This is a genomic window from Cellulomonas alba, assembly GCF_030362835.1.
Lineage (GTDB): Bacteria > Actinomycetota > Actinomycetes > Actinomycetales > Cellulomonadaceae > Cellulomonas > Cellulomonas alba.
Window position 1 is genome coordinate 2,750,376 of record NZ_JAUCGQ010000001.1, and the last position, 14,951, is coordinate 2,765,326.

The 14,951-nt window shown below is 73.9% G+C and carries 16 protein-coding genes; 13 read left to right on the forward strand and 3 right to left on the reverse strand.

What is annotated here, in order from left to right:
- Nucleotides 1–30 precede the first annotated feature (30 nt).
- Nucleotides 31–174 carry a hypothetical protein gene (locus QRT04_RS12505; RefSeq protein WP_289455614.1) on the forward strand — a complete coding sequence of 48 codons (144 nt, stop codon included), beginning with the start codon at nucleotides 31–33 and terminating at the stop codon, nucleotides 172–174.
- Nucleotides 175–315: 141 nt separating this feature from the next.
- On the forward strand, nucleotides 316–906 hold the full coding sequence (locus QRT04_RS12510; RefSeq protein ID WP_289455616.1) for a DinB family protein: 591 nt from the start codon (nucleotides 316–318) through the stop codon (nucleotides 904–906).
- A 51-nt stretch (nucleotides 907–957) separates the two neighbouring features.
- On the opposite strand, the gene QRT04_RS12515 is transcribed toward QRT04_RS12510, so the two are convergent.
- The 3 genes from QRT04_RS12515 to QRT04_RS12525 all read right to left on the reverse strand — a co-directional run bounded on the left by QRT04_RS12515 (nucleotide 958) and on the right by QRT04_RS12525 (nucleotide 5,575).
- Complete coding sequence (locus QRT04_RS12515) at nucleotides 958–3,423, reverse strand: hypothetical protein (RefSeq protein ID WP_289455618.1); 2,466 nt, start codon at nucleotides 3,421–3,423, stop codon at nucleotides 958–960.
- A gap of 1 nt (nucleotide 3,424) precedes the next feature.
- On the reverse strand, nucleotides 3,425–4,171 hold the full coding sequence (locus QRT04_RS12520) for a hypothetical protein (RefSeq protein ID WP_289455620.1): 747 nt from the start codon (nucleotides 4,169–4,171) through the stop codon (nucleotides 3,425–3,427).
- Nucleotides 4,172–4,447: 276 nt separating this feature from the next.
- Complete coding sequence (locus QRT04_RS12525; RefSeq protein WP_289455621.1) at nucleotides 4,448–5,575, reverse strand: glycosyltransferase family 4 protein; 1,128 nt, start codon at nucleotides 5,573–5,575, stop codon at nucleotides 4,448–4,450.
- Nucleotides 5,576–5,833: 258 nt separating this feature from the next.
- On the opposite strand from QRT04_RS12525, the gene rpmE reads away from it, so the two are divergent.
- From rpmE to atpA, 11 genes are all read left to right on the forward strand, one after another.
- The gene (rpmE, locus tag QRT04_RS12530; RefSeq protein WP_289455622.1) at nucleotides 5,834–6,046 is read left to right on the forward strand and encodes a 50S ribosomal protein L31; all 213 of its coding nucleotides are present in this window, start codon (nucleotides 5,834–5,836) and stop codon (nucleotides 6,044–6,046) included.
- Between the two features lie 167 nt (nucleotides 6,047–6,213).
- Nucleotides 6,214–7,308 carry a peptide chain release factor 1 gene (gene prfA, locus QRT04_RS12535; RefSeq protein WP_289455623.1) on the forward strand — a complete coding sequence of 365 codons (1,095 nt, stop codon included), beginning with the start codon at nucleotides 6,214–6,216 and terminating at the stop codon, nucleotides 7,306–7,308.
- On the forward strand, nucleotides 7,305–8,252 hold the full coding sequence (gene prmC / locus QRT04_RS12540) for a peptide chain release factor N(5)-glutamine methyltransferase (RefSeq protein ID WP_407653598.1): 948 nt from the start codon (nucleotides 7,305–7,307) through the stop codon (nucleotides 8,250–8,252). The genes prfA and prmC overlap by 4 nt, the downstream gene beginning before the upstream one ends.
- Nucleotides 8,249–8,923 (forward strand): L-threonylcarbamoyladenylate synthase, encoded by a 675-nt coding sequence (locus QRT04_RS12545; RefSeq protein ID WP_289455625.1) that lies wholly within the window; start codon nucleotides 8,249–8,251, stop codon nucleotides 8,921–8,923. Before prmC ends, QRT04_RS12545 begins: the two co-directional genes overlap by 4 nt.
- Nucleotides 8,920–10,173 carry an MraY family glycosyltransferase gene (locus tag QRT04_RS12550; protein ID WP_289455626.1) on the forward strand — a complete coding sequence of 418 codons (1,254 nt, stop codon included), beginning with the start codon at nucleotides 8,920–8,922 and terminating at the stop codon, nucleotides 10,171–10,173. Before QRT04_RS12545 ends, QRT04_RS12550 begins: the two co-directional genes overlap by 4 nt.
- Nucleotides 10,170–10,667, forward strand: coding sequence for a hypothetical protein (locus QRT04_RS12555; protein ID WP_289455627.1), 498 nt, complete (start codon nucleotides 10,170–10,172; stop codon nucleotides 10,665–10,667). The genes QRT04_RS12550 and QRT04_RS12555 overlap by 4 nt, the downstream gene beginning before the upstream one ends.
- Nucleotides 10,668–10,856: 189 nt before the next feature.
- Entirely contained in the window at nucleotides 10,857–11,576 is a 720-nt protein-coding gene (gene atpB / locus QRT04_RS12560) for a F0F1 ATP synthase subunit A (RefSeq protein WP_326522472.1), read from the forward strand.
- Nucleotides 11,577–11,641: 65 nt separating this feature from the next.
- Nucleotides 11,642–11,869 (forward strand): ATP synthase F0 subunit C, encoded by a 228-nt coding sequence (atpE, locus tag QRT04_RS12565; RefSeq protein WP_289455628.1) that lies wholly within the window; start codon nucleotides 11,642–11,644, stop codon nucleotides 11,867–11,869.
- Nucleotides 11,869–12,447 (forward strand): F0F1 ATP synthase subunit B, encoded by a 579-nt coding sequence (locus QRT04_RS12570; RefSeq protein WP_289455629.1) that lies wholly within the window; start codon nucleotides 11,869–11,871, stop codon nucleotides 12,445–12,447. Before atpE ends, QRT04_RS12570 begins: the two co-directional genes overlap by 1 nt.
- Nucleotides 12,447–13,259 carry a F0F1 ATP synthase subunit delta gene (locus QRT04_RS12575; RefSeq protein ID WP_289455630.1) on the forward strand — a complete coding sequence of 271 codons (813 nt, stop codon included), beginning with the start codon at nucleotides 12,447–12,449 and terminating at the stop codon, nucleotides 13,257–13,259. Before QRT04_RS12570 ends, QRT04_RS12575 begins: the two co-directional genes overlap by 1 nt.
- 62 nt (nucleotides 13,260–13,321) lie before the next feature.
- Nucleotides 13,322–14,950: a F0F1 ATP synthase subunit alpha gene (gene atpA / locus QRT04_RS12580; protein ID WP_289455631.1), complete on the forward strand. Its 1,629-nt coding sequence runs from the start codon at nucleotides 13,322–13,324 to the stop codon at nucleotides 14,948–14,950.
- Nucleotide 14,951 lies beyond the last annotated feature (1 nt).

Sequence of the window (14,951 nt, forward strand, 5' to 3'; positions counted from 1 at the left end):
CGCGACGCAGCCACCTACACGCTCCTCACGGTGGCGTTCGCGACCGTGCTGTTCCTCGCCGCGCTGTCCGACCGGATGCGGGACGCGCGCGCCCGGTGGGGACCGCTCGGCCTCGCGCTCGCGGGGTTCGGCGTGCTCGCGGTCGTGCTCGTGACGCTGCCGAAGCAGATGTGAGGCGTCACATCGGCACGATCGTGCCGTGCGCGTCCGGGTCGTCAGGGTCCTTCCCGCCAGCGTCACGCGGGTCGCGCGGCGCAACTCGTCGGACGCGATTCGCGCTTGCCCCGGGCACGACCGTCCGACACGGTCGAGGGCATGACGGACGCAGAGTTCCAGAAGGCCACGCTCATGCACTTCCTGCAGCTCGCGCGCGACGCGCTCGTGTGGAAGGTGGAGGGGCTCGACGAGCGGGCGGCGCGCTGGCCGCTGACGCCCACGGGCACGAACCTGCTCGGCCTCGTCAAGCACGCGTCGGGCATCGAGCTCGGCTACTTCGGCGAGGTCTTCGGGCGGCAGGACCCCGCTCTGCCGATCCCGGCGTGGGCACGCGAGGACGCGCCGCCCAACGCCGACATGTGGGCCACGCCCGACGAGTCGATCGAGGACGTCGTCGCCTTCTACCGGCGCGTGCAGGCCTTCGCGGACGAGACGATCGCCGCGCTCCCGCTCGACGCCCGCGGCACGGTGTCGTGGTGGAGGCGACCTGACGTGACGCTGCACCAGATCCTCGTCCACGTCGTCGCCGAGCTGAACCGGCACGCGGGCCACGCCGACATCCTGCGCGAGCTCACCGACGGGAGCGCCGGGCTGCGACGCGAGTGGAGCAACCTGCCGGACCAGCAGGTGGACGCCTGGTCGGAGCACGTGGCACGCCTCCGCGCGGTCGCCGAGTCGTTCGCCCCGTGACGGCGAAGGCCCCTCCCCGGCGCACCGGAGAGGGGCCTTCGAGCCGGCCGGTCAGACCAGGCGTCGCCGCACGAGCGTCGCGATCCCGGCACCGAGGCCGAACAGCACGACACCCGCGGCGCCGAGGCCGAGGGCCTTCGAGCCCGCGCCGTCCGCGCCCGCGATCTCGATCGAGTACGCCGTCGCGCCCGCCGCACCCTCGGGTGCGCCGTACGCCATGCCCTCGGTCGCCGCGCGCTGGGCGTTGGCCTGGAGGACCGCGTACTGCGTGCCGAACGACGCCGCGGTCTCCTCGCCGGAGGCGACGACCTGCGACGTGCCCTCGTCGTGCAGGCGCTGCGCACCGGCGACGAGCGCAGGGGCGCCGGTGGTGTCGTCGGTCGCCTGGCCGAGGCCGTCGGCGAGCTGGCCGGAGCCGTCCGCCGCGTCGTGCAGGCCGGCGGCGAGCTGCGACGAGCCCGCGGCGGCCTGCTCGGCGCCGTCCGCGAGCCTCTTCGACCCCGCGGCCGCGTCGGCAGCGCCCTTGGCCAGCTTGCTCGAGCCCTTCGCGGCCGTGCGCAGGCCGGCCGCGAGCTGCTCGTTGCCGTCGGCCACCTGGTCGACGCCACCCGAGACGGCGGCCGCGCCGGCCTCCAGGTCGTCGAGGTAGCCGCCGAGCGTCTCCGAGCCGTCACCGAGCTCGGCGACGCCGCCGCGCAGCTGCGCGACACCGCCGCGCAGCGACTTCTGCTTCGGGTCGGCAGTTCCGACGGCGGCCGTGACCCCGGCGACGACCGTGTCGACGAGCTGGCTCACGCCATGGTCGAGCTGCGCCAGACCGCCCGCGACGCTCGCGCCCGCGGGGCACCCGGCGACCGAGGCGTCGAGGCCGCACTCGATCGTGATCAGGCTCGTGCCGAGGGTCGTCTTGAGCGTCGCCGCGGCAGCGCCGAGCTGGCCCGCACCGGCGCCGAGGCCCGCGAGCTGCTGCAGCGTCGCGGTGTACGCGGCCTGCTCGGCGGGGTCGACGTGGAAGGACGCGAGGCCGGACGCGATCGCGGCGATGCCCGCCGAGATCTGGTTGGCGTTCGCCGAGATCTGCCCCGCGCCCGCGGTCGAGCCGGCGCGCAGCGCGTCGAGACCGCCGATGATCGTCGTCGGCTGCGACGTGGAGCCGAGCGCCGCCTCGAGCGCCACGATGCCCGCGTGGAGCTGCTGCTGGCCCGCCGGCGCCTCGGTCGAGATCGTGCTCGAGAGCAGGGCCAGGCCGTCGTCCACGTCCTTGAGCCCGCCGGCGACCTGGTCGAGGCCGTCGACGAGGCCCGGCGCCGCCTGGTTCACGGCCGCGAGGCCACCGGCGACGAGGGCCGCGCCGTCGACGAGCGACGGGGCGTCCTTCGTCGGCGTCGTGAGGCCCGCGACGAGCTGGTTCGCACCGGGCAGCAGCCGCGAGTTCAGGCCGTCGGCCAGCTCGCCGGCGCCCGGCGCGAGCTCGCCCCCGAGCCCGTTCGCGAGCTCCTTCGCCCCCGGCGCGAGCTTCCCGCCGAGCGCGGAGGAGAGCTGGTCCGCGCCCGGCACCGCCGTGTCGGCCAGCCCCGAGTGCAGCTGCGCCGCGCCGTCCTTGAGCTGGAGCAGGCCGCCGAGCAGCTGGGCCGCGCCGTCGTGCAGCTTGATCAGGTTGGCGTCGATCTGCACCGCGCCCGACGTCAGGGCCACGCCCTGCTCGCCGCCCGCCTTGATGGTCGCCGAGCCGTCCTTGTACGACGGGAAGTCGAGCGGCGAGACGGGCAGCGCCGTCATCGTCGCCTTCGGCACGACGCCCTTCGAGATGTGCGCGGAGTAGCCGAACTCGGCCGTCGCGGAGCCGATCGGCGGGAACAGCGTCATCTGGAACTGCAGCTGCGTGCCGCCGCGGCCGTCGCCGCCGATCGCGGCCTCCTGCGACGTCACGGCGGTGAACGACGGCGGGAGCACAGTGACGAGCTCGCCGATCATCGGGACGACCGTCGTCGCGTCGGCCGTGGCGGTGCCGCCCTTGCCGTCGGCGAAGCTGACCTGCTGGGTCTTCGCGGTGAGGTTCTCGACGACGTAGTGCACCTCGAGCGTGCCGGAGCGGCCGACGACGTCGCCGGGCTTCACGACCTTGCCGTCGAGCGTGTACGTGACCTTGACCGACAGCGGCAGGTCCTTGTCGTAGTCGCTCATCGAGCGCAGGCGGCGCTCGCCGTCGACGTCGACGGTCGCGACCTGGTCGCCGTCCTCGAGCTTCCAGCCGCGGAAGCCGTCGAGGTTGCGCAGGCCGCTCGTGCTGACGGGGTTGCGCACCGTGGCGGTGCCCGTGCCGGCGAACGCGAGCTGGTCGAAGACGCGGGCGTCCTGGAGGGAGCCCGAGGCGTCGAGGTGCACCTGGACGCTCTCGGTGTCCGTCACGGTGACGTCGCCGGTGGACGCCGCCGCAGCGGCCGTGGCGGGCGCGGCGCCGCAGAGCAGCGGGACGAGGGCGACGGCCGGTGCGGCCGTCCAGAGGGTGCGGCGCATGTCAGGCCTCCGGCCGGGGCTGCAGGGTCAGGAACGGGGCGGGCCCCTCGCGGTGCGGCTCGTCGTCGCGCCGCGCGTACGCGGCGTCGGCGGCGTACGGGGCGGTGGCCGGGGCGGCCGCGGGCTCATGCGCCGGCTCGGGCGCCGGCTCGGGCGTCGGCAGGGCAGCCTCCGCGGCGCCGCCGTCAGGGCCGAACAGCGCGGCGTGCGGGTCCGCGGGCTGCTGGTCGCGCTCCCGCTCGCGTTCCCGCTCCCGCTCCGCCGCCACCTGCGGGCCGAGCAGCGAGGTGGCGAGGTAGCCCGCACCGGCGGCGAGGAGCACCGACGCGGCGCTCGTGGCCGAGGCGGAGACGAACGTCGTCGGGTCGGCGGCGAACACCGGCTCGTAGGCGCCGACGAGAGCGGCGGCACCGAGGAGCGTCGCCCACAGCGGGATGCGCCCGCCGGTCGCCACGGCGACCGCGACGCAGAGGGCGAGCACCACGAGCACCGCGACCGCGATGCCGGCCGTCGTGTCGGGCAGGGCGGCCGCGCGCAGCAGGTAGCCGAGCCACGCGGCGGCGAAGCCGACGCCGAAGGCGCCCGCTCGCTGCGCCGGCGAACGGTCCGGGACGAGGCCGAGCGCCCCGCCCAGCGCGGCCCCGAGCAGCGCGACGTTCTCCACGTCGAGGCCGAGGGAACCGGAGAGCAGGACGATCAGCGTCGTCAGGACTGCGAGGACGAGCCCCGCGAGGATGTACCGCCTCATGACCACCTCGTTGTGGGTGCCGCTTTCGGGTGTCCCGGGGACCGGGTGGACATGCGAAGGACCGCCGTCGTTGGCGGTCCCGGGCCGTCCCACCCCGGCGGGACTGGCGGCGTTCCTATCAAGTCGACGGACCGCCGGGCAATGCGGTACCAGGTAGATACCTGCCGGTATCGGATAAGAGTTACCGATCCGTAACCTGGACGTCCGATATGGGCCGGCTGGGTGACCGTGCGTCCCGTCCGGCCGTCGCCCGGCCGACGGATCCGACGGCGTCCGTCAGGCGCCGAGGTACTCCCGCAGGCGCGCCGCGATGTCGTCCCACTGCCAGTCCGCCTGCGCCCGCGCGCGCCCGAGCGCGCCCATCGCGCGCGCCCGCTCGGGGTCGGTCAGGAGCTCGACGAGCCGCGCCGCGATCTCGTCCGGCGAGCGCGGGTCGACGACGAACCCCGTCACGCCGTCGTCCACCGCGTCCGGCGCGCCGCCGGACCGGCCCACGACCACGGGCTTGCCGCAGGAGGCCGCCTCGAGGAACACGATCCCGAGCCCCTCGGGCTCGAGCCCGAGCAGCCGCGTGCGGGACGGCATCGCGAACACGTCCGCCGCGTCGAAGTACGGGGGGATGTCGGCCCACGCCACCGGTCCCACGAGGTCGACCGACGACGTCACGCCGTGCCGCTCGGCGAGCTTCGCGAGCTCGTCGCGGTACGGGCCGCCGCCGACGAGCACGAGCCGCGCGTCCGGCAGCGCACGGAGCACGGCGGGCCAGGCCGCGATCAGCTGGTCCTGCCCCTTGCGTGCGACGAGTCGCGCGGCGCACACCACGACGGGCGCGTCGCCGAGCCCGCGCTCGGCCCGGATGCGGTCGCCCCCGCAGCCGGGGTGGAACCGCGCCGAGTCGACGCCCGGCGCGAGCCGCGCCTGCCGCGCGCGACCCGCCGGCGACAGCGCGCGGCCGATCTGGTCGCGGCACCAGCCGGAGATGTACGTGAGCACGTCGACCGAGTCGCCGATCCGGCGCAGCAGCTGCCGGGTGCCCGGCACGCGCGCCCACCACACCTCGTGCCCGTGCGTGATCGCGACGACGCGCTGAGCGCCAGCGGCCCGTAGCGCCGGCGCGAGCAGACCGAGCGGGGCCGAGGCGCCGAACAGCACGCGGTCGCACCCGTGGGCGCGGAACGCCGCCACGACGTCACGGCGCACCCGCCCGGTCGGCAGCAGCATCGAGGTCCGGTCGCGGACCACCGGATAGGGGAGCGTCGCGTCGTAGGCGGTGTCGCCCGGCATCGACGACGTGTAGACGACGACCTCGCCCGGCGGGAACCGGTCGGCGAGCGCGGCGACGAACGCCTCGATGCCGCCCTGCCGTGTGGGGAAGTCGTTCGTCACGACGAGGGTGCGCGGCAACAGGACCTCCAGCTCGACCAGGGCGCGCCCATCCTAGGAGCCGCGCGGAGGGGCCAGGCGGGACCGGCGGCGCCGGGGCCGATCGGCGTCGGACGAGGTCGGGTCAAGGTCAGGGGTCAGGGCAGGGGTCAAGGTCGGGTGGGCGTCGGGATGATTTCGACCCCCGTCCCCGTTCTGGCACAATGGTCCGTCGGTCTTCCGGTTCACCCGTGCGAGTCACGCCGGGACCCGGAGACATCTCACCAAGGAGAAACCCCCGTGAAGTCTGGTATCCACCCGGAGTACGTGGTCACTGAGGTCACGTGCACCTGCGGCAACACCTTCGTGACGCGCTCGACCGTGACGAGCGGCAAGATCCACGCCGACGTCTGCAGCGCGTGCCACCCGTTCTACACGGGCAAGCAGAAGATCCTCGACACCGGCGGCCGCGTGGCCCGCTTCGAGGCTCGCTACGGCAAGAAGGCCAACTAGCTCATCCGCAGCGCCGGCACCCGGCGCGGACGACTGCCCTCCATGGCAGTGTCCGCCAGGGTGCCGGCGCTGCGTCGTTGTGCGCGCGTGACGCGCACCGGGCGCCCGGCCACCGCGCGGGGCGCGCAGCCTGACGGGCCACCGCGCCCGCACCGAGGAGGTGCACCGTGAGCGACGCGTTCGCCGCCGCCCAGCCGCTGCTCGCCGAGCACGCGCAGATCGAGGCGCAGCTGGCGGACCCCGCGGTGCACGCGGACGCCGCGCTCGCCCGCCGGCTCGGCCGGCGCTACGCCGAGCTGGGCCGCGTCAGCGCCGCCTACCAGGCCTGGCGGTCCGCGCAGGACGACGCCGAGGCCGCGGCCGAGCTCGCGGAGCTCGACGACGAGTTCGCCGCCGCGCTCCCCGGCCTCCGTGACGCGGCGGCCGTCGCCGCCGAGCGCCTGCGTCGCGTGCTCGTCCCGCGCGACCCGGACGACGCGCGCGACGTGATCCTCGAGGTCAAGGCCGGCGAGGGCGGCGAGGAGTCCGCGCTGTTCGCGGGCGACCTGCTGCGCATGTACACGCGGTACGCCGAGCGCATGGGCTGGGCGGTCCAGGTGCTCGGCTCGACCGACTCCGACCTCGGCGGTGTCAAGGACGCGCAGGTCGCGATCAAGGCCCGCTCCGCCGCAGCGCCGGAGGACGGCGTGTGGGCGCACCTGAAGTACGAGGGCGGCGTGCACCGCGTCCAGCGCGTGCCGGTCACCGAGTCCCAGGGCCGCATCCACACGTCGGCCGCGGGCGTGCTCGTCTTCCCCGAGGCGGACGACGAGGGCGAGGTCGAGATCGACCCGAACGACCTGCGCATCGACGTCTTCCGCTCGTCCGGCCCGGGTGGGCAGTCGGTCAACACGACCGACTCGGCGGTCCGCATCACGCACCTGCCGACCGGCATCGTCGTCTCGATGCAGAACGAGAAGTCGCAGCTGCAGAACCGCGAGGCGGGCATGCGCGTGCTCCGGGCCCGGCTGCTCGCCGCGCGTCAGGAGGCCGCGGAGGCCGCCGCGAGCGAGGCGCGCCGCAGCCAGGTCCGCACCGTCGACCGCTCCGAGCGCATCCGGACGTACAACTTCCCCGAGAACCGCATCGCCGACCACCGCACCGGGTACAAGGCCTACAACCTCGACCAGGTGCTCGCGGGCGACCTCGGGCCCGTCGTCGCGTCGGCGGTCGAGGCGGACGAGGCGGCGCGGCTCGCCGCCGCGGCGGGTGGCACCGCGTGACGGGCGAACCCGCGCTGACGGCGGGCGCCGCGTCCGCGCGGCGTGCTCCCGGGGTGCGCGCTCTGGTCGACGGCGCCACGCACGTGCTCGACGAGGCGGGCGTCCCGTCGCCGCGCGTCGACGCGGTCGCGCTCGCGGCGCACGCGCTCGGCCTCGCGCGTCTCGAGCTCGCCCTCGCGCCCGACCCGGCGCCCGAGGGGTTCGCCCCTGCGTACGCGGCGCTCGTCGACCGCCGCCGGCGTCGCGAGCCGCTGCAGCACATCGTCGGCGAGGCGGCGTTCCGGTACCTGACCCTCGCGGTCGAGCCGGGCGTGTTCGTGCCGCGCCCGGAGACCGAGGTCGTCGCGCAGGCTGCCGTGGACGAGGCCGTGCGCCTCGCGGCCGCGGGGGGTGCGCCTCTCGTCGTGGACCTGTGCACCGGCACGGGTGCCATCGCGCTCGCGGTCGCGACCGAGGTGCCTGCGGCGCGGGTCGTGGCCGTCGACGCGTCACCTTCCGCGGTGGCGCTCACCCGCCGGAACGCCGCCGCGACGGGTGCGGGGGACGTGCGCGTCGAGCTCGGCGTGGTCGGCGGGCCCGGGTTGCTCGCCGACCTCGACGGCCTCGTCGACGTCGTCGTCTCGAACCCGCCCTACATCCCGCCGGACGCCGAGCCCGTGGACCCCGAGGTCCGCGACCACGACCCCGACCTCGCGCTCTACGGCGGCGGCGTCGACGGCCTCGACGTTCCGCGGGCCGTGATCGCGACCGCGGCGCGGCTGCTGGGGCCCGGCGGCCTGCTCGTCATGGAGCACGCGGAGGTGCAGGACGCCGCGGCCCGCGACGCCGCGAGCGCGACCGCCGCCTTCGTGGACGTCGAGACGCGCGCCGACCTGACGGGCCGCCCGCGCATGCTCGTGGCACGCCGCTCCACCGACGGGCGCGTGGAAGGATCGCAGGCGTGAGCGAGCGCATCCGACCTGCCCATGACGCGGCGACCTGGGGCCCGGCGCTCGACGAAGCCGTCAACGTGCTCGGGCGCGGGGAGCTCGTCGTGCTGCCCACCGACACGGTCTACGGGATCGGCGCCGACGCGTTCGCGCCCACGGCGGTGCAGGCACTGCTCGACGCGAAGGGCCGTGGCCGGCAGATGCCGCCCCCCGTGCTGATCGGCGACGCGCGCACGCTCGACGGGCTCGCCACCGACGTGCCGGAGGCCGCGCGCGCGCTCGCGGAGGCGTTCTGGCCGGGCGGCCTGACGATCATCGTCCAGGCGCAGCCGTCGCTCGCGTGGGACCTGGGGGAGACGCGCGGCACCGTCGCGCTGCGCATGCCCGACCACCCGACGGCGCTCGCCCTGCTGCGTCGCACCGGCCCGCTCGCGGTCTCGAGCGCCAACCGCACCGGCTCCGAGGCCGCGGTCACCGCTGCCGGCGCGTACGAGCAGCTCGGCGACGCGGTCGCGCTCTACCTCGACGCGGGCGACGCGCCCGGCCAGGTGGCCTCGACCATCGTCGACGCCACCGGTGCGACGCTGCGCGTCGTGCGAGCCGGCGCCATCACGCTCGAGCAGCTGCGCGCGGTCGCGCCGGTCGAGGGCGCCGCCCCGCCGCCGGACGAGGGCGCCGCCGGATGAGGGTCTACGCGCTGGTCCTCGTCATCGCCGCGACGGTCGCCTACCTGATGACGCCGCTCGCCCGCTGGTGCGCGCTGCGGTGGGGCGCGATCACCGCGGTGCGTGACCGCGACGTGCACGCGATCCCGACGCCCCGCCTCGGAGGCATGGCGATGTTCGCGGGCATGGCGGTCGCGATCGTCATGGCGAGCCGGCTGCCGTTCCTCGCGGGCGTGTACGACAACACCCGCGCGCTGGTCGGCATCTTCGGCGGGGCCGCGCTCGTCTGCGCGCTGGGCGTCGCGGACGACATCTGGGACCTCGACTGGCTGACGAAGCTCATCGGCCAGGTGCTCGCGGCGGGCTTCCTCGCGTGGCAGGGCGTCCAGCTCTACCAGCTGCCGATCGGCGGTGTGACGGTCGGCTCGACGCGCGTCTGGACCTTCCTCACGGTCGTCACCGTCGTGATCGCCATGAACGCCGTCAACTTCGTCGACGGCCTCGACGGGCTCGCGGCGGGAGTGCTCGCGATCGGCGGGTCGGCGTTCTTCCTGTACTCGTACCTGCTGACGCGCGACGCGCAGACCAGCTACGCGAGCCTCGCGACCCTGGTGCTCGCGGTGCTCGTCGGCGCGTGCCTCGGCTTCCTGCCGCACAACGTGTACCCGGCGCGCATCTTCATGGGCGACTCGGGGGCGATGCTCCTCGGCTTCGTCATGTCCGCGGCCGCGATCGTCGTCACGGGCCAGATCGACCCCGAGCAGGTCAACGAGCGGGCGTCGTTCCCGGCGTTCGTGCCGATGCTGCTGCCGTTCGCGGTCCTGCTGCTGCCGCTGCTCGACATGGGGCTCGCGATCGTCCGGCGCGTCGGCGCGGGCAAGTCGCCGTTCCATCCCGATCGCATGCACCTGCACCACCGCCTGCTCGGCCTGGGCCACAGCCACCGTCGCGCGGTCGCGATCATGTGGCTCTGGACGGCCGTGTTCGCGTTCGGCGCGGCGGCCCTCGTGCGCTTCGAGCGGTCGACGGTGCTCTGGATGCTCGGCGGCGGGGTGCTCGTCGCGCTGCTGCTGACGCTCGGCCCGCTGCGTGGCCGGCCGCGTCAGGTGCCGAGCGAGGGCGGCGGCCCGGGCGGCTCCGGCGGCCCCGGCGTGCCCGAGGTGCCCGCCGCGCCGGTCGTGCCGACCGCGTCGCCGGCGTCGAACGACCCCGTCCCACCCCCCACGTCGGCGCGTCCCGCCGTCCGCACCAACCCGGAGAGAGCCCGATGACGACGCCGTCCGACGCCGCCAGGCCACGTCCGAGCCTCGCGGCCGCGAAGCAGTCGTTCCGGCTGGCGCTGCGCGACATGGTGGTGCTGCTCGTCGTCGTGCTCGTGCTGGGGGTGGGTGTCGGCGCCCTGGTCGCCGGCGCCGAGGGCGTCTGGGGCGCGCTGCTCGGGGTGGCGATCGCGCTCGTGTTCTCGGGCACGACGGTGGTGTCCGTCCTGCGGACGGCGGACGACCCACCCGCGCGGGCCGTCACCGTGATCATGGGCCTGTGGCTCGCGAAGCTCGTGCTCGTCTTCGTCGTGCTCGCCGTGCTCTCGCGGTTCGACTTCTACAGCCGCCCGGTGCTCGGCGTCGTGCTGATCGTCGGGGTCGTCGGATCGGCGTACCTGGACCTTCGCGCCGTGCAGCGGACGCGTGCCGTCTACACGGACGCGGACCCCGTCCGACCCCCTGGCTCGACCTCCGACGGCGGTCCGGACCTGGCTGGCTCATAGGTTAGGCTTTCGCCAACCACGAAGGCCCAGCGTCCTTGGGCGTGCCCGCGACGACGAGGGCACGCAGGCGCCAGACCCCAGGAGACAGCCCTGTCCAGCCTTGCGACGATCCTGCCGCTCGCCGTCCCGGCTGACGGCGGTTCGGGCTATGTCCCGCCTTCGATCCACGACTTCTTCCCGCCCGCGGTCCTGTGGGAGGGCACGCCCTTCGAGTTCAACCGCATCATCCTGGTGCGCCTGATCGCGATGGTCGCGCTCCTCGCGGTGTTCGTCGTCGGCGCGCGCCGGGCGGCGCTCGTCCCGGGTCGCTTCCAGAACGTGCTGGAGATGGGCCTCGACTTCGTCCGCAACTCGATCGTCTACGAGACGCTCGGCGAGAAGCTCGGCAAGAAGTACGTCGGCATCATCACGACGATCTTCTTCGCGATCTTCTTCTTCAACATCACGGGCGTCGTCCCGTTCCTGAACATCGCGGGGACCTCCGTCATCGGCATGCCGCTGGTCTTCGCGGCGTGGGTCTTCGTGCTGTACCTCGGCGCCGCGATCAAGAAGCTGGGCCTGGGCACGTTCCTCAAGACGAGCCTGTTCCCGCCGGGCGTGCCCAAGGTCATGTACATCCTGCTGACGCCGATCGAGTTCCTGCAGGTCTTCTTCCTGCGGCCGGCCACGCTGACCATCCGGTTGCTCGCCAACATGATCGCGGGCCATCTCCTCCTGGCGCTGTGCTACTCGGCGACGTCGTACCTCCTCTTCGAGGCCTCCGGCGGCCTCAAGCCGCTCGGCGTGCTGACGTTTGCCGGCGGCGCCATGTTCTTCGGGCTCGAGGTCTTCGTGGCGGCGCTGCAGGCGTACGTCTTCGCGATCCTCACGGCCGTCTACCTCCAGATGGTGCTCGAACCCGAGCACTGAGCCCGGTCGACAGACCACGGCGGAACGCCTCCGCCACAACAACGGACGCGCCGGGTGGCGCGCAGATGAAAGGAACCGCAGTGGACATCTCCGGCAACCTCGCCGTCATCGGTTACGGCCTCGCGGCGATCGGCCCGGGCATCGGTCTCGGCATCCTGTTCGGCAAGACCATCGAGAGCACCGCGCGCCAGCCCGAGATGGCCGGCCAGCTGCGTACCCTCATGTTCATCGGTCTGGCGTTCATCGAGGTGCTCGCACTGCTCGCGATCGCCACGCCGTTCATCTTCGGCTGATGATCACCGCTTCCCTCGCCGCCGCGGGCTCCGTGCTCGCCGCCGAGTCCTCGGAGCCGAACCCGCTCCTGCCGGAGACCTACGACATCGTCTGGTCGCTGGTCATCGTCGCCATCATCGCGGTCGTCTTCATCAAGTACGTGCTGCCGAAGTTCACGGCCGTGCTCGACGAGCGGACCGAGAAGATCGAGGGCGGGCTCGCCAAGGCCGAGACGGCCCAGGCCGAGGCCCAGGCGGCGCTCGCCGAGTACCAGCAGCAGCTGACGGACGCCCGCACGGAGGCGGCCCGCATCCGCGAGGACGCGCGCGCCGAGGGCGCCGCGATCGTCGCGGAGTCGCGCACGCGCGCCCAGGGCGAGGCGGCTCGCGTCGTCGAGAACGCCCAGCGCCAGATCGAGGCGGAGCGCCAGCAGGCGCAGGTGTCGCTGCGCGCCGAGGTCGGCTCGCTCGCCACCGAGCTCGCGTCGAAGATCGTCGGCGAGGCGCTCGAGGACGAGGTCCGTCGTTCGCGCGTCGTCGAGCGCTTCCTCGACGAGCTCGAGGCGCAGACGACCGCGGACGCAGGTAAGGGGAACTGATGCGCGGAACGAGCCGGGCGTCGCTCGCGGCGGCGGAGGAGCGGTGGGAGCCGGTCCTGCAGGCCGCGGGCGCGCAGTCGTCGGACCTCGGCGAGCAGCTGTTCGCCGTCGTCGACGCGCTCGACTCGTCCGGCTCGCTGCGCCGGACGCTCGCCGACCCGTCGATCGAGGGTGACGCGAAGGCCGCTCTGGCGGCGCGCCTGCTGGCGAACGCGGACCCGCGGGTCGTCGAGGCCGTGCAGGGGCTGGTCCGGTCGCGCTGGTCGGCGGACGGCGACCTCGCCGAGTCGGCCGAGCACCTCGCGTTCCACGCGCTGCTCGCCCGGGCGGAGTCGGAGGGCGCCCTCGGTCAGGTCGAGGACGAGCTGTTCCGGCTCTCGCGGGCACTCATCGGGCAGCGCGAGGTGCGCCGGACGCTGTTCGACACCTCGATCCCGGCGGACGCGCGCGCCGGCCTCGTCGACCAGATCCTGGCCGGCCGCACGCACGAGGTCACCGCGCTGGTCGCGCGTCGGCTGGCCGCCCAGCCGCGCGGGCGCCGCTACGTCGCGGCGCTCGGCCACCTGTCCGACCTCATCGCGGCGCGCCGCCAGCGCGCGGTCGCCCTGGTGACGACGGCCTCGCCGCTGTCCGACGCGCAGCGGGACCGCCTCGCGGCGATCCTCGAGCGCGCCTACGGCCGGGTGGTCCAGGTCAACACCGTGCTCGACCCGCACGTCATCGGCGGCCTGCGCATCCAGGTGGGTGCCGAGGTGGTCGACGCGACCGTCCTGTCGCGCCTGGCCGACGCCCGCCGACGACTTGCCAGCTGACGCGCTCCGCGCGCACCACAGACCGCACGCACGCACCGCGTGCGCAACCGAGGAGAGAAGCAATGGCTGAGCTGACGATCCGGCCGGAGGAGATCCGCGCCGCGCTGGACAGCTTCGTGAAGTCCTACGCGCCCACGGGCGCGGTCGCCGAGGAGGTCGGCCGCGTCACTCTCGCGGGCGACGGCATCGCGCAGGTCGAGGGCCTGCCCGGCGCCATGGCGAACGAGCTGCTCCGCTTCGAGGACGGCACGCTGGGCCTCGCCCTGAACCTCGACGTGCGCGAGATCGGTGTCGTCGTGCTGGGCGAGTTCTCCGGCATCGAGGAGGGCCAGGAGGTCCGCCGCACGGGCGAGGTCCTCTCGGTCGCCGTCGGTGACGGGTACCTCGGCCGCGTCGTGGACCCGCTGGGCAACCCGATCGACGGCCTCGGCGAGATCGAGACCGAGGGTCGCCGCGCGCTCGAGCTCCAGGCTGCCGGCGTCATGCAGCGCAAGTCGGTGCACGAGCCGCTGCAGACCGGCATCAAGGCCATCGACTCGATGATCCCGATCGGCCGAGGCCAGCGTCAGCTGATCATCGGCGACCGCCAGACCGGCAAGACGGCCATCGCGATCGACACGATCATCAACCAGAAGGCGAACTGGGAGTCGGGCGACCCGACCAAGCAGGTGCGCTGCATCTACGTCGCGATCGGCCAGAAGGGCTCGACGATCGCCTCGGTGCGCGGGGCGCTCGAGGAGGCCGGCGCGCTCGAGTACACGACGATCGTCGCGGCCCCCGCGTCCGACCCGGCGGGCTTCAAGTACCTCGCGCCCTACACCGGCTCGGCCATCGGCCAGCACTGGATGTACCAGGGCAAGCACGTCCTCATCGTGTTCGACGACCTGTCGAAGCAGGCCGAGGCGTACCGCGCCGTGTCGCTGCTGCTCCGCCGCCCGCCGGGCCGCGAGGCGTACCCCGGTGACGTCTTCTACCTGCACTCCCGCCTGCTCGAGCGTTGCGCGAAGCTCTCGGACGAGCTGGGCGCCGGCTCGATGACGGGTCTGCCGGTCATCGAGACGAAGGCGAACGACGTGTCGGCGTACATCCCGACCAACGTCATCTCCATCACCGACGGCCAGATCTTCCTCCAGTCCGACCTGTTCAACGCCGACCAGCGGCCCGCGGTCGACGTCGGCATCTCGGTGTCCCGCGTCGGCGGTGCCGCGCAGGTCAAGGCCATGAAGCAGGTCTCCGGCACGCTCAAGCTGGACCTCGCGCAGTTCCGCTCGCTCGAGGCGTTCGCGATGTTCGCGTCCGACCTCGACGCGACGAGCCGCGCCCAGCTGGCCCGTGGCTCGCGCCTGACCGAGCTGCTGAAGCAGCCGCAGTACACGCCGTACCCGGTCGAGGACCAGGTGGCGTCGATCTGGGCCGGCACCAAGGGTCACCTGGACGACGTGCCGGTCGAGGACGTCAAGCGGTTCGAGTCCGAGCTGATCGACCACCTGCGCCGGAACACGGACGTGCTGACGGTCATCGCCGACACGGGCAAGCTCGACGAGTCGACCGAGCAGACGCTCGCGGAGGCCGTCGACACGTTCCGCCACGGGTTCCTCAAGGGCGACGGCACGCCGCTCGTCGGTGGCGCGGACGACGCCGAGCACGTCGAGGTCGAGCAGGAGCAGATCGTCAAGCAGAAGAGGGCCTGAC